The organism is Bacillus clarus (genome assembly GCF_000746925.1).
In the GTDB taxonomy this organism is placed as follows: domain Bacteria; phylum Bacillota; class Bacilli; order Bacillales; family Bacillaceae_G; genus Bacillus_A; species Bacillus_A clarus.
Genome location: NZ_JMQC01000008.1, coordinates 2068186 through 2086946, shown reverse-complemented (window position 1 = coordinate 2086946; position 18761 = coordinate 2068186). Strand labels below are relative to the sequence as shown.

Here is an 18761-nt window from a genome sequence, read left to right as displayed (position 1 = left end):
AGGAATTTAGTGTGAAGTTTATGATGTTTGCCCATGGGGGCAGTTTGAATAGAGGGTGTGAAGCGATAGTTCGAGCTTCTACAAATATTATAAAAGAAAAAATAGATGGAGCAAAAGTATGTTTGGCATCAGATAGACCTGAAACAGATAAGGTAATCAATAAGTTAGATTGTATATATGATGGCTCTAGCCGCAGTCTGAAAAAATATTCATATGATTGGTTATTGTCTTCAGTTAAAGTAAAACTCTTTAACGATGAGTCTTATGCATTAGGGAAAATTCATCATAACATAATAAAGCATATAAAAAGTTCCGATGTATGTTTATCTATCGGAGGGGATAATTATTGCTATGGAGAGCAACCTGGGTGGTATGAGATTGATAGAAGAGTAAAAATGCAGGGAAAAAAGCTAGTACTATGGGGATGTTCTATAGGAGAAGAGGATATGTCTGAAAGAAAGTTGAAAGATCTAAAGCTCTTTGATTTAATATTAGCACGCGAAAGTCTTACCTATAATATGTTAAAAAAACAAGGATTAAATAATGTTCAATTGTGTGCCGATGCTGCGTTTACAATGGAAAAAGAAGAATTGGAGTTGCCTAATGGATGGCAAGAAGGAAATACAATGGGTCTTAATTTTAGCCCGCTTGTATGGAATAGAAATGAGAATTCTCAAGTTGCGGTAAGAGAGTTGATTAATTATATATTAAATACTACAGATATGATGATTGCTCTTACACCTCACGTTATTGAAGATGGAAACAATGATTACGAAGTTCTCTACAAATATTACCAAGAATTTAAGGACACAGGCAGAGTGATTCTGTTACCAGATAACTTAAATGCAATACAGTATAAGGGGTATATAGCTAGAATGCGTTTCTTTATAGGAGCCCGAACGCATGCAACTATAGCAGCTTACTCTAGTTTTATTCCGACTATGGTATTGGGATATAGTGTAAAGTCCAAAGGAATATCTAAAGATATATTTGGGGAAGAAAAATTAGTTTTAGATATAGAAGAGATATCTGATAGTAATAAATTAAAAGCAAGATTTGATGAGATGGTACGAGGGGAAGAGGAGATAAGGAAAAAGCTACGACAATCTATACCTAATGTAAAGAAAATGTCCTACAAAGCAGTAGAGTATTTGAAAGAATTGTCTAATTAATTCGGGGTATATTATGAAAAAAAAACTACTATTTGTTATGCCTAGTTTATCTACTGGTGGTGGAGAGAAAAGCTTGATAAATCTACTATCACAAATAGATTACAGTTTATATGATGTAGATTTATTTTTGTTTAGTAAAACAGGAACATTCATGAATTCGATACCAAGAGAGGTAAATATATTAGATTTGCCAAGTGATTATAAAATATTTGCATCGAGCCTTAAAAATTCAATAATGGGCTTTTTAAAGAATGGGCAAATTAAATTGGCATATTCAAGATTGATGTTCACCATTAAGAATAGATTGATAAAGAATGCTGCTATTTCAGAACAGTATACATGGGAATATCAAAGTAAGTCATTTGATGTTTTAAGGAAAGAGTACGATGTAGCGATTGGTTATCTTGAGAAGTCTTCAATATATTTTGTGGTTGATAAAGTGAATGCGAACAAAAAGGCCGGATGGATACATACAAACTACTCGAATTCAGGCATGGATCGTCAGTTCGATAATCCATATTTTGAACAACTAGATAACCTAATAACGGTTTCAGAAGAGTGTGTAAAATCGTTACAGGAAAACTTTCCACATTTAAAAAATAAAGTTACGGTTATATATAATATAGTAGCTCCTAGGATTATATATGATCTATCTAAAGAAGATATAAAAGATGATAGTTTGTTTGATAGAAATTATACTAATATTATAACTGTCGCTAGATTAAGTCATGAAAAGGGTTTAGATTTAGCGGTGAAATCTTGTAAGTTAATTCTAGAAAAAGGATACAAGATAAAGTGGTATGTATTAGGGGATGGTGATGAAAGAGATAAATTAGAAAGTTTAATAGAAGATAATCATCTATCCCAACATTTTAAAATCTTAGGTGTTCGAGAAAATCCATATCCTTATATACGAAAAGCAGATGTATATGTACAGCCATCTAGGTATGAGGGTAAGTCTATAGCAATTGATGAGGCAAAGATACTGTGTAAACCGATAGTAGTGACCAACTTCGAAACTGCAAAAGATCAAATAAATCATAGAATAAACGGAATTATTACCGAGATGTCTGAAGAAGGAATTGCAACTGAAATTGAAAGGCTTATCACAGATATAGAATTGAGGGAAAGAATCGTAAATAATTTATCTACAGAAACGTTAGGAACCGAAAAAGAAATAAATAAGCTTTACGGAATTCTTTAAAAGGTGATTATTATGAAAAAGGACATATTATTTGTTATCAATAATTTGAACTGTGGTGGGGCTGAAAAATCATTAATTTCTCTGCTACATACGATGGATTACTCTCGCTATAATGTGGATTTATTTTTATTTAAGCACGAAGGTTTATTTTTTAATAAAATCCCTAAGCACGTGAATATATTGGACGAACCTTCTGAGTATCAATATTTTGATATGCCAATAAAAGCAGCTACCATTAAATGTTTGCGACAAGGAAGATTAGATATAGCCTTCTCAAGGATTTGTGCAGGTTACATATTTAAAAGTGAGAAAAACAAAGCTCGTTGTGAACAGAGAGTATGGCGATATCTATCAAAATCTCTCCAGACTATAAATAAAAAATATGATGTGGCGATTGGGTACTTAGAGAAGAATCCGGTTTATTTTTGTATAGAAAAGGTTAAAGCGGATAAGAAAATCGGTTTCATACATACTGATTATGACAAGTTAGGAATGGATTCTAAAATTGATATGGGTTATTTTCATTCATTGAATCATATAGTAACGGTGTCTGAGGAATGTGCCAATGTTTTAAGACAAAGATTTCCTGTATATAACGACAAAATAGGTGTTATTCATAACGTAGTCTCCCCAAGTACGATAAACAAAATGTCTCAAGAAAAGGTAGATATAGAAGATAAAGGGATAAAGCTTGTTTCTGTAGGAAGATTAAGTAGTGAAAAGGGATTTGATTTGGCCATAGAAGCATGTAAGGATCTGGTTGGGAATGGATATGACATAAAGTGGTATATTATCGGAGAAGGCAAAGATCGGGATAAACTAGAAAAAATGATAGAAGAAAACGAACTTCAAGACCATTTTTTACTGTTAGGACTGAAAGAAAATCCGTATCCGTACATAAGAGTAGCAACTATATACGTACAACCATCCAGGTTTGAAGGGAAATCTATAGCAATAGACGAGGCAAAAATACTGCATAAACCAATAGTGGTAACAAATTTTAGTACGGCTAAAGACCAAATCGACAATGAAGAAAATGGGATTATTGTAGACATGGATGCTCACTCACTTTCAGAGGGAATTAAAAAATTAATACATCATGAAGAATTAAGAAATAAGTTAATAAATAACTTATTAGATGAAAAGTTAGGAACCGAGTCGGAAATAACAAAATTATATACATTATTTAAGTAGTATAGAAAGGACATAATTATATGATTATACAGGCAGCGTGCTTTGTGTTACTTGCCGTAATTGCAATTATTATAATGATTGATTTCGTCCCCATATGCAAGAATTGGTTGGGGAGAATAAAAATAGGAAGATATACCGATAAAAGTTTATGGAATCAGTCAATTATTAATATAGGTATTAAATGGCTAAATAACACGCCAAAGATTAAGGTAACTGATAATACAAGATTAATAATAATTGATATGCTGAAAGGAAATTATACGAAAAGTGCTATACAGCATTGGCAAGAAGCATCTTTAATATTAGGGTTGTCTGAATACCTGAAATATAACGATGACAGAGCAGTGAAACATGAAATCACAAAGTTTTTGAACTCCAAATTTGATTCTAACGGTCAGTGGGTACACAAACCTCAGTATGTAGATGGAGCAATACTTGCTTATGCTATTATGAAGCTGGATTTTGAGGAGATAGATAAATATAAAAAAGCTTTGGATACTACTTGGGAAATGATACAAGAGCATATAGGTGAGGATGGTACGATAGAATATAGAAAGTTTATGAAGGGGTATCGATACGTAGATACCATTGGTTTCATATGTCCATTCTTAGTGACTTACGGCATTAGATATAACAAAAGTGAGTGTATAGATTTAGCTGTAAAACAGATTAAAGAATATGAAACATATGGAATGTTAAACTTAAGTCATATACCATGTCATGCTTATAGATTAGAAGATAAAGTTCCTCTAGGTTTATATGGCTGGGGAAGAGGTCTTGGATGGTTTGCTATAGGCCTTATAGATACGTGGAATGAATTACCGGAAAACAACAGCTATAAACCTGTATTAGAAGAAAGTGTACGTGAATTTGCAAAAGCCACGATGAAATTTCAACAACAAGGCAATTGGAATTGGACTGTAACTAGGAACGAATGCGGACCAGATTCCTCCGCTACATCCACACTGGGGTGGTTTATGTTGAATGCAGCAAAGATAGAAGATATTTCAAATGAATGTTTGGAAAGTGCAGATAAAGCTATCGGTTATTTGATGGGAGTGACAAGAAGAAACGGAGCGGTCGATTTCTCTCAAGGTGATACGAAGGATATAGGTGTATATTCTACGTTATTCGATATATTGCCATTCACACAAGGGTTTTGTATTAGATTAATAAATTTACGTAATAATAATAAAATTCAGTCATCATCATGAGGGGGATAACTGAATTTTAATAGTCAGATTAATAAATTTTATTTCAGAACAGAGGGAAGGATTATGACGAGACGTTATAAAGAATTGGATTCCCTTCGGGGTATTGCTGCAATCATTGTTCTATTAGGACACTTCTTAGCATTATTTCCGATATTAGGTAAAAAGGTAATGTATTCAACATTTGGGGTCTATTTTTCTATATTATGGAAAGGTCATTCGGCCGTCATTATATTTTTTGTGTTAAGTGGATTTGTTCTATCCTTGCCTTTTTATCAAGGGACGGAATTTAATTATTTAAAGTATCTTATTAAAAGAGTTTGTAGGATTTATATCCCTTATATTGTGATTCTTTTTATTGCAATAGGGATTAAATTGGGAATTCATTCTAAAATTGGTACCATTCCTGGTTTGGTACAATGGGGTTCATGGAACATAGAAGTTTCTTTTAATAGAGTAAGGGATCATATTTTATTCTTGAGAGAATTTAATTCTGATGCGTTTATTATGGTGATTTGGTCATTAGTTCACGAGATGCGAATTTCCATAGTGTTTCCTTTAATTATTTTTCTTTTACTTAGAGTAAACTGGAAAGTAAGTATTGGGATAGCGATGTTTTTATCAGTTATTGGTTATTTATTAATGAAGAACATTCCAAGTGAATTTAATATTCCAGTATCTACCAATTACTTTATCACATTACATTATAGCTCAATGTTTATTATTGGTGCGCTACTAGCTAAAAACAGAGAATATTTAGTGAGTAAAATTATTAATTCAAAAGTAAAATATATATTATTGCCTTTAGGTCTTTTATTTTTTAACTATCCACGTATTCCATTTATGTTACTTTCCAAACTAATTGGTGAAATTGATTATGAGTTGTATCTTATTATCATCGATTGGTATATATGTTTTGGTGCAGTTTTAATTATTCTATCTGCTCTAAGTTCAAGACTATTTTCTAAATTATTACTGATTAAACCAGTACAATTTATAGGGGAAATCTCATATAGTCTTTATTTAGTACATCCAATTGTTCTATTAACAACAGTTCATATTTTCTATGGAAAGACATCAGTACCTTTAATTTTATTAATTTCTTTCTTATTTACTATGGTTGTGTCGGTCTTATGTTATAAATTTATTGAAATTCCATCAATAAAAATAGGCCGGAAACTTGCCACTGAAAATTCTAGAGGTGATATTTCGTTGAGAAAAAAGGCTAGTTGAAAAATTGAGAAATAATAAGAATAAATATTATGTAAGATGTGAATAGAGGGATAAGAGTAATTTTCTTAAGAAAAAGAGGAAAGACAATCTAATGCTCTATCGAGAAAAGTATTAGAAAGGAGCTTGGTATGGTACAAATAAAAATAAAAATAAAAAGTATGTTAGTTTTTATTTGGAATAAATTGATCGATATGAAAATTCAGAGTTTGAATCGATTAACTATCATAAAAGATCGATTCACGAAGTGCTTTTTCAAGCCCCCTAGAATTCAATCTATAGATGAAACTTTAAAAAAAATTATTCATGATAAAGCTTCTGTAGCCAGGTATGGTGATGGTGAATTTAAATTAATTCATAATCTAGATATAACATTTCAACGGGCTGACCATTTGTTATCAAAAAGATTAAAAGAAATATTGCTAAGTGAAGATGAGAAGTTCTTAGTTTGTTTACCGGATGTTTTTCAAGATTTATCAAAATATGCAGATGAACCAAAGGATTATTGGAGTCTTCATACTGCAAAATATAGATTAAAGTGGTATAAAGATTTGAAGAAGGGAAAAACATATTATAATTCCTTTATATCGAGATTCTATTATCCCTTTCGAGATAAGTCAAAATGTAAAGAGTGGTTTATATTATTAAAATTAATATGGAGAGATAGGGATATAGTTTTAATAGAAGGCAGTAAGAGTAGATTAGGTATTGGAAATGATCTGTTTGACAATGCTAAATCAATTGAAAGGATTTTAGTACCAGAGGAGCACGCATTCTTACATTACAATAAAATCTTAACAACAGCAAAAAAAAATAATAAATCTAAATTGATTCTAGTAGCAATAGGGCCTACTGCTACTATATTAGCATATGATTTGTATAAAGAGGGATATCAAGCAATTGATATAGGGCATGTGGATATTGAATACGAATGGTTTTTAAGACAAGCAAAAACTAAAATCAAAATTGAAAATAAGTACGTATGTGAAGCAGGTGCTGGACAAAATGTGGGCGATATTCAAGATGAGAAATATTTAAGCGAAATTAAAGCTGTAATAAGATAGGCGTGAGGGTTTAACTTATGTAAGTAAGGTAGAGGTAGAGGTGAAAGGATTGCATGAATTAATAAGTGTTATTGTTCCCATATATAATGTAGAAAAATGGTTGGCTAGATGTATTGAAAGTGTTTTAAAAGAGCCTTTCGTCAATATTGAATTAGTTCTAGTCAATGATGGTTCAACAGATAAATGTGGTGAAATATGTGAAGAATATTTAGAAAAGGATAATAGAATTAAAGTAATCTATAAAGAAAATGGAGGAGTGAGTAGCGCAAGAAATGCAGGGATCGAAGCTGCTACAGGGAAGTATATAGTGTTTATAGATCCCGATGATGAGGTAAGCGAAAACTATTTTACTAGGTTATATGGTATTGCGGAAGATAAAAAGTGTGATGCTGTAATATGCGGATACAAAACTGTTCCAAATAATAATAGTATTATTCCTAACTTCAAATTAGATACTGTTATGAACGGGAGAGATTTTGTACTGAGCTCTCCAAATGTTCATTCCAAGAATGATCTATGCTTTGCATGGAGGTATATATACAATTTAAGCATTATAAAAGAAAAAAACATCAGATTTAATGAACAAGTGTTTATTGGAGAAGATGTTATTTTTAATTTAGAGTTTTTATTGCACTCACAAAGAGTATGTGCAATCTCAGAAGGTCTTTATTTTTATACTATTAATAATTCAAATAGCTTAATGAGGGTTCCGTATAAACCAAATTTAGAGAACAGTTTAGTTTTACAATATCAAATGAGAAGACAACTTTCACAAGAATTTGGTTTACTACACGATAAGCAATTTAAAAAAGATATGGCTAATTATTATATAAATCACATATATAGACTGTTGGTTAATAATTTAAAAAGCGATCCTAATGTGGATGTTAATAAGGCTTTTCGTAGAATAGTGAATTATGAAATGTTCTCAGATAGTGTAAAAGGAATTGGTTTTTCATATCGATGCAATAACTTTAAGGAGTATATATATTATTTAGCAATAAAGTTTAAAGTGTACCCTTTAATAGTTGCAGCATATAAAAGAGAAATCAGGTAATACTCTTGGGTTGAAAGTGTTTTCATACTTTCTGAAGTGGGAGGAAAAATGAGAGTTAAAAATTCAATAATTAATATATCAGCCGGTATAGGTAGTCAAGTTATTATTACGTTACTAAGTTTTGTTTCCAGAACCATATTTATTACTTATTTAGGTGTTGAGTACCTGGGGGTAAATGGATTATTTACTAATATATTAGGAATGTTATCTTTAGCTGAAGCAGGAATAGGATCTGCTATCATATATAATCTATATAAACCAGTGGCAGAAAATAATCAGGATAGAATCAATATGCTTATGAATTTTTATAGAAAGGCATATATGGCAATAGCTTTAATAGTATTGTTACTAGGATTACTTTTGTTACCTTTTCTTGGATATATCGCTAAAGATGCAAAGGTAGACAATATTCATTTTATTTATATTATATTTTTAATTAATACAGCTTCATCTTATCTGTTTTCTTATAAAACCTCATTTTTAAATGTTTGTCAAAAGGGATATATTGTTACAGGGATTTATTCTATCTCATCCATTATATCTACTTGCGTTAAAATAGGAATTTTATACTTTACGCATAGTTATATTTTATATCTAATAATCGATATTATTATAACAATCAGTACCTCTGCGTTCTTGGCTATATTGGTAGATAAGATGTACCCATTTTTAAAAAATAAAGCAGCAAGCAAATTAGATAGTGAAACCAAAAGTAATATTGTTAAAAATGTAAAGGCTTTAGTGCTACATAATATAGGTGGATATATTGTCTTTGGTACTGATAACATGTTAATTGCGTCTTTTGTCAGTGTTACAGCTGTTGGATTGTATTCAAATTATTATATGTTAATTAACATTTGTAGAACCTTTATAAATCAAATCTTTGATAATATTAATCATAGTGTAGGGAATTTGGTTGCAAAAGAAAGCGATGAAAAAATTTATAGCATATTTAAGGTTACTATGCTTTGTAATTTTTGGATATACTCATTTTTTTCCATATTTTTATATATTATAATGCAACCCTTTATTACTTTATGGATTGGTTCGAAATTTATTATGGATATAAGTGTGTTAATTATATTAATGATGAATTTTTATGTATCAGGAATGAGACGTTCTATATCTATGGTCAAAACAACATCAGGGATTTTTCATGAAGATAGGTATGCTCCCTTTTTAGAGGCTGCCGTGAATCTGCTGGCTTCTATTGTCTTGGTGCAATATATGGGCATAACAGGTGTTTTTATTGGAACACTTATAAGTACACTAGTGGTGCCATTTTGGATTGCTCCTTATTTAGTATATAAGAAAGTATTTCGTAAACCGGTTAGGGATTATTTTTTTAAATATACTTACTATGTGATGATAGGGTTAGGAGCTTGTGTTATCACAAGTTTAATATGTGGTCTTATTCCGTACAATGGATTACTAGAATTAATATTAAGAGGGATGATTTGTTTAATAATTCCAAATGCTATTTATGTATTTGTTTTTTATAAGACAGATGAATTTAAGTATTTATTTGGAGTTGTTAAAAGTATAATGGGAAACCTGAGGGTGAAAATTCAGTCAAACAAAAAGGGTACTTTTTAATTTGGAATGTACATTTCTATAATCTCGTTACTAACCCAATCCATCGGGCGCGATAAAGCCATTAACGAATCAACTTTACCAATTCATTAGGAACAAGCGCAAAAAAATAGTATGTAAGAATCTTGCTTATTATAATCGAGCGCTAGCGCCTAATGAATTGACACAAAATTATAATGCTTTAAAGTAAGACTAAGTAAATAAAAGGAAAGTATTAAGAATCTTTTAGAAATGAAACACCACTATGTTCTATTGAATATGGTGGTGTTCTTATTACTGAGTATTTTAATTGAATATTTTGCATGACATGTCCTTAAATAAAAAAGTAAATCAATTCGTTATTTTTCAACTATGAATGGGGCTGCTTTTTATGAAGATAAAAGTTTTAGGCAGTTATGGAGTAGAGGTTAATACATAAACCAAATTAGGAGTATGATTATATATGAAAAGACTTTTTGATTTGTTCGTTTCTTTGTCATTATTGGTGTTTTTTTTACCTCTTATTATAATAGTGGCTGTTTTAGTTAGAATTAAATTGGGTTCCCCTATCATATTTAAGCAGCAACGCCCGGGATTGCATGGTGTCCCCTTTTTTCTTTATAAGTTTAGAACTATGACTGACGAGAAGGATAGTGAGGGGAATGCGTTGCCCGATGATGTAAGGTTTACCCGTTTCGGAGGGTTTCTGAGAAAATATAGTTTAGATGAATTGCCACAGTTGTTTAATGTTATAAAAGGGGACTTAAGTTTGGTAGGTCCAAGACCATTATTGATGGAGTATTTGGAACTATACACAGAAGAGCAGGCCAAACGACATAATGTCAGACCAGGGATTACGGGATGGGCCCAAGTAAATGGCAGAAACGCGATTTCTTGGGAGGAAAAATTTGATTTTGATATATGGTATGCAAAAAAACGGACTTTTTGGCTTGATATGAAAATTTTGTTGTTAACGGCAAAGAAAGTATTTAAGTCAGAAGGAATCAATCAGGTTGGGCATGTAACTGTGGAAAAATTTAATGGTACAAAGAATTCTTGAGGAGGTGAGATGGATGCGAATAATTATGATTGGGGCAGGTGGTCATAGTAAAGTAATCCGAGATATTATCCTATCGTATGGAAATTATGAAATCATTGCGCAATTAGATGATGTGTATAAAGAGTTAAAAATTGAGGATGGTGTTTATTTTGGACCTATTTCTGCAGCTGTAAAGTTAATGGGTGAGCATGTAGATACAAAGTTCGTGATAGCTATAGGGAATAACAGAACAAGAAAGATAATTATGGAGCAGTTAGAGATTCCCAGTCATCGCTATGCGACGCTTATACATAAACAATCTATTGTTAGTTTAAGTGCAAAGATTGGAGCTGGTACGGTTATTATGCCAGGTGCAATTGTTAATGCAGATGTTGAAATTGGGAATCACGTGATTGTCAATTCAGGCGCTATTATTGAACATGATAATAAGGTAAATGATTTTGCACATATTTCCCCAAATGCAGTGCTTACAGGATCCGTTACTGTAGGAACAGGAGTACATATAGGAGCAGGAGTTAATGTAATTCCAAATATTACAATTGGCGATTGGTCCGTTATCGGTGCCGGAGCAACAGTGATCTGTGACATTGTAGCAAATTGTAAAGCCGTTGGCATTCCAGCTAGAGTAATAAAAAAAGAATTATAGGAGAGTGTTTAAGGTGGTATACTCACAGGAAAAAATAAGAATCTATCTCTCCGCTCCACATATGAGCGGTAATGAACAAAAATATATAGGGGAAGCATTTGATATGAATTGGATTGCTCCACTTGGTCCAAATGTAGATGCGTTTGAAAGTGAACTTTCATCCCATGTTGGAGTTCTTGATGCGGCTGCAGTTAGTTCAGGAACCTCTGCTATCCATTTGGCACTTCGCTTACTGGATGTAAAAGATGGAGATACGGTGTTTTGTTCAAGTCTTACTTTTATAGCGAGCGCAAATCCAATTTTATATTTAGGGGCTAAACCAGTATTTATTGATTCTGAGCTTGAAACGTGGAATATGTCGCCACAAGCTTTAGAACGTGCATTACGTGATGCAAATGAGAAAGGAATACTTCCGAAAGCAGTCATTGTTGTAAATTTATATGGACAAAGCGCTAAAATAGATGAAATTCTTTCGTTATGTAATGAATATGATATCCCAGTGATAGAAGATGCAGCAGAATCACTCGGTTCTTCCTATAAAGGTAAAGCAAGCGGGACATTCGGAAAATTTGGTATTTATTCGTTCAACGGCAATAAAATCATTACAACTTCAGGTGGAGGTATGCTTGTTTCGAATGATGTCGAAGCATTGAGAAAAGCAAGATTTTTAGCTACTCAAGCAAGAGATCCGGCTCCACACTACCAACATAGTGAGGTTGGATATAATTATCGTATGAGTAATATTTTAGCGGGTGTAGGTAGAGCTCAGTTGCAGGTCTTACAAGAGAGAGTACATGCAAGAAGACGAATATTTGATAGATATTATCAAGAATTATCTCATATTCCAGGGGTACAGTTTATGCCTGAGTTAGAGGATACTTATTCAAACCGATGGCTTACAGTTCTTACTGTAGATGAAGAAAAAACAGGAGTATCGATTCAGGCATTACTGAAACAACTGGAAAATGAAAACATTGAGGCGCGTCCTGTTTGGAAGCCTCTTCATATGCAACCTTTATTTGAAGATGTAATGTATTATCCGCATAGTGAGAGTAAGGATGTTTCTAGAAAATTATTTGAAACAGGCGTATGCCTTCCATCTGGATCAGGTATGACAGAAAAAGATCAGACAAGAGTTATTACATGTATTAAGAATATATTGACGATAAGTGCTGGCATGTAAAGATAAAAAATAGAAAGAGTTTTAATTAAGAAAGGCGTTAATGAACTAGGAGGATTTAATATCTCATTCAGTGCTGTTTTTGTGAAATTTCATTTTACGGAAAAAAATTTTTTTTGCATGAAAGTCACGGCAATCCCTATAAAGAGTAAAATAGTAAGCGTACATAATCTTGTGGTAAATGCGAATTATATTTTTTTCTAGCATTATTAGTGGTAAACGCATATTATATCATCCCCTTTGTGAAAACGGTATAAATATAAAAAGGTTATTCTCCTGTTTCGATTAAAGAAGCAGGAGAATAAAATAATAGAGAACATAACACGTGAAAAAGCACCTTTAATTAGTGGGTTAATAATAAATTATATAAATATTATAGCACAGAAATTTTTAAAATATAAAAAGATGAAAATTCTCCCGTTTATTTGTAAGATATAACGTTTATCCTGCTATTTGTGAACATTAAGAGCACTACCTTAAGATTTTAGGGAAACTAAGAAAATAGATGGGATGTTCGTAAAAGCTCGATTGGTGAGATTAATAGTTGGTAGGGATGTAAAGCCTCCTACCGATTAAAGTTTTACTGTATTATTTGTTCTTACAGTTACTAAAAAAGATACATAAATATTCATTTTTTTGAGTATATAGATACTTGACAATGCAATAGTGAAATGGTAATCTGATTTTATATTCTTTATAAAGAATATAAATGTTTTATTGATATATTAAATTCAAGGATTTTTATTCATATAAAATTCAGATGGTAATATCTTGATTCGAATTAAGAGAATCACACCTTTGTTCTTTTTTGGAGAAAATTAAAATGCAAGGGTTTACAATGGGATAGGTATCCTAAAGGCTTGAATACTTCAACTGAAAAAAGATTTAAGGCTATAAAATTGGGTTTTAAAATCTGTTATGCGTAAACGAGGTGGTTTGAGGAAAGGGTTTTCTGGTATATTAATAACATTTTTTTGATATATCTGGTAATTCGCTTATCCATTGGGTTTTCCCTTAATTGTCTCGTAGTGGGAGGAAAAAAATGAGTGCAATAACCGGAATTTATCATTTAAATGGAGAACCGATACCGCCTGAGCATAGGATTGGAATCATGAAGGATTTATCTCGTTATCCAGGTGACAATACCGATATATGGTACAAGGAAAATATTTTTTTTGGCTCCCATGCAAAATGGATAACATCTGAATCTATTAATGAACAATTACCTTACTATGATTATGAAACACAGTTGGTTATAACTGCGGATGCTATTATTGATAATCGCAATGAATTATTCGATAGATTGCAAGTAGAAAAGGTACATAGAAGAGAGATGCCTGATAGTAAGTTGATTTTACTCGCTTATCAAAAGTGGGGAGAGCATGTACCAAAGTATCTAGTTGGTGATTTTGCTTTTATGATTTGGGATGAGAGAAAGCAATTGCTCTTTGGTGCACGTGATTTTTCAGGAAGTCGGACTTTTTACTTTTACCGCAATCAAAATCAATTTGCTTTTTGTACTAGCATACAACCGCTGTTTTCTTTACCGTACGTCGGGAAGGAATTGAATGAGCAATGGTTAGCTGAATATTTAGCGATACCTAATATGCTTGATACAATAGATGCATTTTCAACAGTGCATAAAAATATAGAGCAAGTCCCCCCTTCTCATACTATCTCCGTAGTTAAGGAAAGAGTTAGTATTGCGAAATACGACACGTTATTTGTAGAGGAGCAGTTGCAACTCAAATCAAATGAAGATTATGAAGAGGCGTTCAGGGACGTGTTTGAAAGCGCAGTAACGTCAAGGTTACGTACTCATCGTAATGTTGGTTCTCATTTAAGTGGGGGATTAGATTCAGGTGCTGTTGCTAGCTTTGCTGCGAGAGCCCTGCAAAAAGAGAACAAAAAATTATATACATTCAGCTCAGTACCTGCGGAAGGGTTTACTGATTGGACTCGTGGTCATACGATAGCTGATGAAAAGCCATTTATTCAAACTACAGTACAACATGTAGGGAATATTAAAGGGAATTATTTGAATTTTCCGGGAGAAAATTCTTTCTCAGAAATTGATGATTGGCTTGAGATTATGGAGATGCCATATAAATTTTTCGAAAATTCCGTCTGGGTGAAAGGAATTTATGAAAAAGCCCAACAACAAGGGATTGGGGTGCTCTTAAATGGAGCGAGAGGAAATTTCACAATCTCTTGGGGGCCAGCTTTAGATTATTATGCGATTTTACTTAAAAAGTTCAGCTGGTTGCAGCTTTATCGTGAAATTGATTTGTACGGTAAAAATGTTGGGGTCAAAAAATCGAGAATACTGAAAGTTGTAGGGGAGAAAGCATTTCCATCGATAAAAAACATGTTTTCCTCGGAACAGCAATACGAACTGCCAACGTTAGTTAGTCCAGAACTTGCAAAACGTACTGATGTATTTAGAAAGCTTGAAGAACATGGTGTGAAAGTAACAGGGGCTTCTATCCCAAATATATATGAAATAAGGCAGAAACATTTTGAACAACCAAACTTGTGGAATACAACGGGTACAAGTGGAACAAAGCTCTCCTTGCGCTATGGTTTACAAGGGCATGATCCAACGAATGACTTACGGGTAATTCGATTCTGTTTATCGTTACCACTCGAACAATTTGTTCAAAATGGCTTAAATCGTGCACTTGTCCGGAGGGCCACAAAAGGATTTCTTCCTGACAAAGTAAGATTAAATCAACGTGTGCGGGGAATACAGGCAGCTGATGTGGTCCATCGCATGATTCCTTCATGGAAAATGTTTATCGAGGAACTTCAGCAGCTTAGTGAAGACCCAGTGGCCTCTAACTTTTTTAATATAGAGATTATTAAGAATGCGATTTTGAAAATTCAAAGAGAACCACGAGTAGAATACGTGTTTGATCCAGATTTTAGAATTTTAATGCGTAGTCTTATTGTCTATCGATTTATCAAAAAATATATTTGAAAGGGGGTGAAATTATGAAACAAGAATGGCAATCACCAGTATTAGAAGTGCTTGATATCAACATGACAATGGCTGGACCTGGAAAGAGACTTGTTGACCAAGTTTTTGAAGATGAGGATGAGCAAGGCGCTCTTCACCACAGCTAATGCACTAATATTTAAATGAGATTTATATGCTTTACAGCCCTTATATAGTTTAATTACGGTATAAGGGTTTTTTTAAATCAATTTTTCAACTATTTGGAGTGAGAAAGATGATACATACTGTAAAGAAAGAGATTTACAAAGCCTTCGGATTAGCCCTATTAAGTGAGATTCCCCTGCCGGAATTGCCTCAAGTAAGTAATTACGAAAATGAAGTAGACGTAAAAGTAGAAACTGCAGATTTGTCCCAATTATGGGGAGAGTTATCTTCTCCGAAGTCAGTGTTTGTAGTTGAAGAAGAATTAATTATGTTTCAAATCCCCGAAACTGCTACGTTTTGTATTCAAAATGGAGAAAAAATCATTGTTTCACCTATGAAAGGGTCTGATCAAGATAAGATTCGGCTTTATATTCTTGGGACTTGTATGGGAGCATTGTTGATGCAGAGAAAAATACTCCCTCTGCATGGAAGTGTAATAGCCATCAATGGAAAGGCGTATGCTTTTGTAGGAAGATCGGGAGCTGGAAAATCAACTCTTGCATCAGCCCTTTTAAGCAAAGGCTATAAGCTTTTAAGCGATGATGTAATTGCTGTGTCTCTTTCTGAGGATAATACACCTTTTGTTACACCATCTTACCCGCAACAAAAGTTATGGAAAGAGAGTCTTGATCAGTTTGGAATGGAGACAGCGCATTATCAGCCATTATTTGAAAGGGAAACTAAATATGCTGTCCCCGTTACAGCTAACTTTTTCGAGGAACCATTACCATTGGCAGGTGTATTCGAATTAGTGAAAGTAGAAAATGGGGATGTTGAACTTCAGCAGATTGAAGGACTGGAGAGACTACGCACATTGCTGCGTCATACATATAGGAATTCATTAATCCCACGATTGGGGATGATGGAATGGCATTTTATGCATTCTACAAATATGGTAAACAAAATAGATATGTTTCAATTGAGACGTCCTATTTCAAAGTTTACGGCACATGATTTAGTATCCAAAATTCTAGAGTCTTTAAAAGAGGAGGAAAAATAATGAGTAGTAAACAAACAATTTCATTACACAGTTTTGTTGTACAAGGCCAGGAAAATGTAGTGAGCGATATGGATGGGGAGAAAGTGATGATGAGCATCCATAATGGGAAATACTATAACTTAGGAGGTATAGGTGGTGAAATTTGGAGTTTAATTAATGAATTAATATCTGTTAATCAAGTGATTGATATATTATTGTCCCGATATATGATTGAAGAGGCAGAATGTAAGGAACAAGTACTCTCTTTCTTAAATCATTTGTATGCAGAAGGGTTGATCTCGGTTGATGAAAAACTTTGATTTTTAATTGAACGTTCCAGATTTAATAGGTTAGGAGTAGGATCGATGAATATCATAAATAAAGCCAAAGCTTTCTTGTCGTTTGATATGGGAACAAAATTATTACTTATAGAAGCTTTCTTTTATTTAGGCTGGGCTCGTATTCTTAAAAGTATACCGTTTTCTAAAGCTGCTCCTATATTAGGAATTCATATGGCAGAAACGTCTTTAAGCTATGATGAATCGGAAAAGATTACGTTAAGGAAAATTTCTCAAGCAGTGCATATGATGAGCCGTTATACATTTTGGGAAAGCCAGTGTCTCGTTAAAGCTATCGCTGCAATGAAAATGTTGGAGAAGCGTCAAATTGAAAGTACCCTTTACTTAGGGACCGCGAAAGATGAGACAGGAAATATGATTGCCCATGCGTGGTTACGTAGCGGGCCCTTTTATATTACTGGCGTTGAAGAAATGAAGAGATTTACTGTTGTTGGTAAATTTGCAAAAAGGATAGGGTAAAAAAATCTTGAAGGAGAATGAGATGTATACCGGTTGTAATCTTGATTTGAGTCATTTACCTAAAGAACTAAAATTGTTACTTGAAATTATAAAGAAGGAAGATAAAGAGATACAAGAAATCCCGGGAGACTGGTTCATAAATATTGATTGGAACAAATTTTTGAAACTGGCGCTGCATCATCGTATGTACGCGTTCATTTATCCAAAAATGAAATCTATTGATAAACAGTTAGTTCCATCAAATGTTGTGCAAGTATTAAGTACATATTTTAAAAGGAATACATTCCATATGCTTCATTTAAGTGGAGAAATGGGAAAGGTAAGTAAATTATTTGCTGAAAACCAACTTCGACTTCTATTTTTGAAGGGCCCTATTCTTGGCGCAGATCTATATGGAGATGTTTCCCTTCGAACATCAGGAGATCTGGATGCCCTTGTTCCTATAGATGATCTTGGAAAAGTGAACGAATTACTTGTAAAGAATGGTTATGTCAAAGAGGATGATTTTCCGACGGTTATGAATGAATGGAAGTGGAGACGCCACCATACAACTTACATGCATCCGATAAGTAAGGTGAAATTGGAGATTCATTGGCGACTACACCCAGGACCGGGAAAGGAACCACGCTTCGATGAATTATGGGGGCGAAAGAGGACGAGTCCTGTCACAAATTATCCTGTCTATTTGTTAGGTAGAGAGGATTTGTTTATGTTTCTTGTGACCCATGGGACTAGGCATGGTTGGTCCAGGCTTCGATGGTTAACAGACATTGACCGTATGGTAAGGCAAGAAATAGATTGGAAAGAACTCACCGTTAAACTAGAAAGATATGGATGCAAGCAACTGGTAGGTCAGGCGCTTATTTTATCTTCTGAGCTTTTAGATACTCTTGTAATAGAAGAAGAGGCAAAAGTATTAATGTCAGGGAGAAGGGTAACGCAGTTAGCGCAGCTTGCTATATATTACTTGGAAAATATGATTAACTTGCATACAGATCCTGTCCCAGAAGAAGTTTCAAAATATCATGAGCGATATTTATATTTGTTAAAGACAAGCTCTCAAAAGCTACTGTTTCATCTTAGTTGGTTGTATCCTTATCCTCAGGATGTGGAAACTTTACCACTGCCAAAACAACTGCATGTTTTATATTTCCCTTTGCGACCGGTTTTATGGATTTGGAGGGAAATGAGGTACCGTAAGGAGAAGTGAA

At 33.3% G+C, this 18761-nt stretch carries 17 protein-coding genes; all 17 read left to right on the top strand.

Annotated features, from left to right (window positions below):
- The first annotated feature begins 11 nt into the window (after nt 1–11).
- Complete coding sequence (locus DJ93_RS11690; RefSeq protein ID WP_042980988.1) at nt 12–1172, top strand: polysaccharide pyruvyl transferase family protein; 1161 nt, start codon at nt 12–14, stop codon at nt 1170–1172.
- A gap of 13 nt (nt 1173–1185) precedes the next feature.
- Nucleotides 1186–2376, top strand: a complete 1191-nt coding sequence (locus tag DJ93_RS11685) for a glycosyltransferase (RefSeq protein WP_042980987.1) — start codon at nt 1186–1188, stop codon at nt 2374–2376.
- A gap of 12 nt (nt 2377–2388) precedes the next feature.
- A complete protein-coding gene (locus tag DJ93_RS11680; RefSeq protein WP_042980986.1) occupies nt 2389–3570 on the top strand; it encodes a glycosyltransferase in 1182 nt (393 codons plus the stop codon).
- Nucleotides 3571–3590: 20 nt separating this feature from the next.
- Nucleotides 3591–4784 carry a glycoside hydrolase family 88 protein gene (locus tag DJ93_RS11675; RefSeq protein ID WP_042980985.1) on the top strand — a complete coding sequence of 398 codons (1194 nt, stop codon included), beginning with the start codon at nt 3591–3593 and terminating at the stop codon, nt 4782–4784.
- Nucleotides 4785–4847: 63 nt separating this feature from the next.
- The gene (locus DJ93_RS11670; RefSeq protein WP_042980983.1) at nt 4848–6014 is read left to right on the top strand and encodes an acyltransferase family protein; all 1167 of its coding nucleotides are present in this window, start codon (nt 4848–4850) and stop codon (nt 6012–6014) included.
- Nucleotides 6015–6142: 128 nt separating this feature from the next.
- Nucleotides 6143–7075 carry an SP_1767 family glycosyltransferase gene (locus DJ93_RS11665; protein WP_042980982.1) on the top strand — a complete coding sequence of 311 codons (933 nt, stop codon included), beginning with the start codon at nt 6143–6145 and terminating at the stop codon, nt 7073–7075.
- A 49-nt stretch (nt 7076–7124) separates the two neighbouring features.
- Complete coding sequence (locus tag DJ93_RS11660) at nt 7125–8132, top strand: glycosyltransferase (protein ID WP_042984188.1); 1008 nt, start codon at nt 7125–7127, stop codon at nt 8130–8132.
- Between the two features lie 48 nt (nt 8133–8180).
- Nucleotides 8181–9728, top strand: coding sequence for a lipopolysaccharide biosynthesis protein (locus tag DJ93_RS11655; RefSeq protein ID WP_042980981.1), 1548 nt, complete (start codon nt 8181–8183; stop codon nt 9726–9728).
- A gap of 439 nt (nt 9729–10167) precedes the next feature.
- Nucleotides 10168–10764, top strand: a complete 597-nt coding sequence (locus tag DJ93_RS11650; protein WP_042980980.1) for a sugar transferase — start codon at nt 10168–10170, stop codon at nt 10762–10764.
- Between the two features lie 13 nt (nt 10765–10777).
- On the top strand, nt 10778–11410 hold the full coding sequence (locus tag DJ93_RS11645) for an acetyltransferase (protein ID WP_042980979.1): 633 nt from the start codon (nt 10778–10780) through the stop codon (nt 11408–11410).
- 13 nt (nt 11411–11423) lie between these two features.
- Nucleotides 11424–12593 (top strand): DegT/DnrJ/EryC1/StrS family aminotransferase, encoded by a 1170-nt coding sequence (locus DJ93_RS11640; protein WP_042980978.1) that lies wholly within the window; start codon nt 11424–11426, stop codon nt 12591–12593.
- 1039 nt (nt 12594–13632) lie between these two features.
- Nucleotides 13633–15570, top strand: coding sequence for a lasso peptide isopeptide bond-forming cyclase (locus tag DJ93_RS11635; RefSeq protein WP_042980977.1), 1938 nt, complete (start codon nt 13633–13635; stop codon nt 15568–15570).
- A gap of 14 nt (nt 15571–15584) precedes the next feature.
- Nucleotides 15585–15716 (top strand): paeninodin family lasso peptide, encoded by a 132-nt coding sequence (locus DJ93_RS32185; RefSeq protein ID WP_000808480.1) that lies wholly within the window; start codon nt 15585–15587, stop codon nt 15714–15716.
- A gap of 107 nt (nt 15717–15823) precedes the next feature.
- Nucleotides 15824–16753: an aldolase gene (locus DJ93_RS11625; RefSeq protein ID WP_042980976.1), complete on the top strand. Its 930-nt coding sequence runs from the start codon at nt 15824–15826 to the stop codon at nt 16751–16753.
- The gene (locus tag DJ93_RS11620; RefSeq protein ID WP_000095761.1) at nt 16753–17052 is read left to right on the top strand and encodes a lasso peptide biosynthesis PqqD family chaperone; all 300 of its coding nucleotides are present in this window, start codon (nt 16753–16755) and stop codon (nt 17050–17052) included. Before DJ93_RS11625 ends, DJ93_RS11620 begins: the two co-directional genes overlap by 1 nt.
- Before the next feature lie 45 nt (nt 17053–17097).
- Nucleotides 17098–17550 (top strand): lasso peptide biosynthesis B2 protein, encoded by a 453-nt coding sequence (locus tag DJ93_RS11615; protein ID WP_001021513.1) that lies wholly within the window; start codon nt 17098–17100, stop codon nt 17548–17550.
- Nucleotides 17551–17572: 22 nt separating this feature from the next.
- A complete protein-coding gene (locus DJ93_RS11610; RefSeq protein WP_042980974.1) occupies nt 17573–18760 on the top strand; it encodes a nucleotidyltransferase domain-containing protein in 1188 nt (395 codons plus the stop codon).
- Nucleotide 18761: the final 1 nt, after the last annotated feature.

Excerpts from the sequence above, each read along its gene's own strand:
- DJ93_RS11685 (WP_042980987.1), top strand. The coding sequence starts at position 1,186 with ATGAAAAAAAAACTACTATTTGTTATGCCTAGTTTATCTACTGGTGGT.
- DJ93_RS11680 (WP_042980986.1), top strand. The coding sequence starts at position 2,389 with ATGAAAAAGGACATATTATTTGTTATCAATAATTTGAACTGTGGTGGG.
- DJ93_RS11675 (WP_042980985.1), top strand. The coding sequence starts at position 3,591 with ATGATTATACAGGCAGCGTGCTTTGTGTTACTTGCCGTAATTGCAATT.
- DJ93_RS11670 (WP_042980983.1), top strand. The coding sequence starts at position 4,848 with ATGACGAGACGTTATAAAGAATTGGATTCCCTTCGGGGTATTGCTGCA.
- DJ93_RS11665 (WP_042980982.1), top strand. The coding sequence starts at position 6,143 with ATGGTACAAATAAAAATAAAAATAAAAAGTATGTTAGTTTTTATTTGG.
- DJ93_RS11655 (WP_042980981.1), top strand. The coding sequence starts at position 8,181 with ATGAGAGTTAAAAATTCAATAATTAATATATCAGCCGGTATAGGTAGT.
- DJ93_RS11650 (WP_042980980.1), top strand. The coding sequence starts at position 10,168 with ATGAAAAGACTTTTTGATTTGTTCGTTTCTTTGTCATTATTGGTGTTT.
- DJ93_RS11645 (WP_042980979.1), top strand. The coding sequence starts at position 10,778 with ATGCGAATAATTATGATTGGGGCAGGTGGTCATAGTAAAGTAATCCGA.
- DJ93_RS11635 (WP_042980977.1), top strand. The coding sequence starts at position 13,633 with ATGAGTGCAATAACCGGAATTTATCATTTAAATGGAGAACCGATACCG.
- DJ93_RS32185 (WP_000808480.1), top strand. The coding sequence starts at position 15,585 with ATGAAACAAGAATGGCAATCACCAGTATTAGAAGTGCTTGATATCAAC.
- DJ93_RS11625 (WP_042980976.1), top strand. The coding sequence starts at position 15,824 with ATGATACATACTGTAAAGAAAGAGATTTACAAAGCCTTCGGATTAGCC.
- DJ93_RS11620 (WP_000095761.1), top strand. The coding sequence starts at position 16,753 with ATGAGTAGTAAACAAACAATTTCATTACACAGTTTTGTTGTACAAGGC.
- DJ93_RS11615 (WP_001021513.1), top strand. The coding sequence starts at position 17,098 with ATGAATATCATAAATAAAGCCAAAGCTTTCTTGTCGTTTGATATGGGA.
- DJ93_RS11610 (WP_042980974.1), top strand. The coding sequence starts at position 17,573 with ATGTATACCGGTTGTAATCTTGATTTGAGTCATTTACCTAAAGAACTA.